At 73.6% G+C, this 1491-nt stretch carries 3 protein-coding genes; all 3 read right to left on the bottom strand.

The window, feature by feature from the left end; genetic code table 11:
- Window positions 1-248: 248 nt before the first annotated feature.
- Window positions 249-626, bottom strand: a complete 378-nt coding sequence (locus GV126_RS32095; RefSeq protein WP_159674429.1) for a toxin Doc — start codon at window positions 624-626, stop codon at window positions 249-251.
- 3 nt (window positions 627-629) lie between these two features.
- The gene (locus tag GV126_RS32090) at window positions 630-875 is read right to left on the bottom strand and encodes a hypothetical protein (protein ID WP_159674427.1); all 246 of its coding nucleotides are present in this window, start codon (window positions 873-875) and stop codon (window positions 630-632) included.
- A gap of 184 nt (window positions 876-1059) precedes the next feature.
- Window positions 1060-1491 (bottom strand): discoidin domain-containing protein (locus GV126_RS32085; RefSeq protein WP_201299962.1); only part of this gene is annotated, 432 nt, incomplete at its 5' end.

The raw sequence follows: 1491 nt of genomic DNA, 5'->3' as shown, positions 1-1491 counted from the left end.
GGGTGGATTCCTTCGGTGCGTACCGTCGTGGTGCCACCCGCGGGGGCACCGGCCGGGCCCCGGGCACGCGGCCGGCGACCGCACGCGAACGCCGACTCACCGCGGGTGCGCGGCCGTTGCTCCCCTCGCGGGTGGCTCACCCTGGCACACCGCGCGGACGCCCAACAAGACGTCCGGAGGACTTCACCGCCGTTGACAGAAAGTCAGGGAGCGGTTGACGGAAAGTCAGGCGTGTGCGGGGGCGGCGGTCAGATCTCCCAGGAACGCAGCCGGTCCGCGGCGCCGTAGACGTCGGTCTTGCCGGTCATCAGGTCGCGGGCGAGATCGACCAGGGCGCCGTAGGGCGGGTCGATGCCGACGCCACTGACGAACATGTACGCCACGGCCGTCGCGCACGCGAAACGGGCGTTGGCGGACGGCAGGGGTTTGAGCACGGCGAGGGTGTGCAGCAGTGCGGCGGCGCGCCAGGCGGGGTCGGAGTCCACGCCCAGGCGCGGCGGGTCCACGCGGTGCCGGGCGACGGCGGCCACCAGCGCGGAGAAGTCGTCGACCGCGGGCTGGTCCGGCAGGACTTCCTCGTGGCGCTGGAGCAGCCAGGGCACGTCGATGTGGATGACGGGGGTCATCGGTCAGGCGGCTCGTCCCTCGCCCCTGGTGGGCGGCTCGTCGTCGGGGAATGCGGCGGCGAATTCGTCGGCGTGTGCCGTGAAGAACCGGCGGAAGGCCTCGGCGCCCTCCTGCAGGGCGCGGTGCCGGGCTATGTCCGCGGCGGCCGCCTCCCGCACGAGCGCCTTCATCGACGTACCGCGTTCCTTGGCGATCTGCCGCAGGTCCTCCAGCTCGCGATCACTGAACTCCACGTTGAGCGCTGGCATGCTCCCTACGGTAGCGCGCGGGGTACTCGCTCGTAAATGCCCGCAGGTCAGGGGGGTATTACGGCGGTACCGGGGTGGTGCGGTCGTATCTGGAGTCACCCCGTGCCGTAAGGCGGTGGTCCTCGAAGGGCCAGGCGGCCCGCGCCGCTGGTGGTGCCGGGCGGCGCGGGCCCGCCGGCGCGGGCTACGCCTCCAGTTTGCTGATCCGCACCGCCCCCTCGGGGCTCCCCGGCCGGCCGCTGGTGAGGGTGAGGCGGATCCGGGAGCCGCGCACCGCGTCGAAGGTGATCACGGTGGGCTCGTCGGAGGCGTCGGCCCAGGCCGTCCGCGCGCCCGTCACCGGCGTGTACCGACGGCCGTTCCACACCGCGACCTCGACCGCGGCGGGCAGCGCGTGGGTGGCGTCGACGGTGAAGGAGACGGCCACCCGGTCGACGGTGCGCGTCCGGCCGAAGTCGAGGCAGACCCAGTCCTCGGGGCGGGCGCCGTCGAAGGCCGGCAGCAGGGCGGTGGCCGCCTTGACGAAGGCGTTGGACCAGCCGGTGGCCGGATCGCCGTCCAGCATGGCGGCGGGCAGGGTGTCGGGTCGGCCGGAGAAACTGGCGTCCGCGCGGTG

It is taken from the genome of Streptomyces mexicanus (assembly GCF_902506575.1).
In the GTDB taxonomy this organism is placed as follows: Bacteria; Actinomycetota; Actinomycetes; order Streptomycetales; family Streptomycetaceae; genus Streptomyces; species Streptomyces mexicanus.
This window is presented reverse-complemented; position numbering and strand designations above follow the sequence as displayed.

Bases quoted from the DNA above. Each gene is read 5' to 3' on its own strand.
- GV126_RS32095 (WP_159674429.1), bottom strand. From the start codon at position 626: ATGACCCCCGTCATCCACATCGACGTGCCCTGGCTGCTCCAGCGCCAC.
- GV126_RS32090 (WP_159674427.1), bottom strand. From the start codon at position 875: ATGCCAGCGCTCAACGTGGAGTTCAGTGATCGCGAGCTGGAGGACCTG.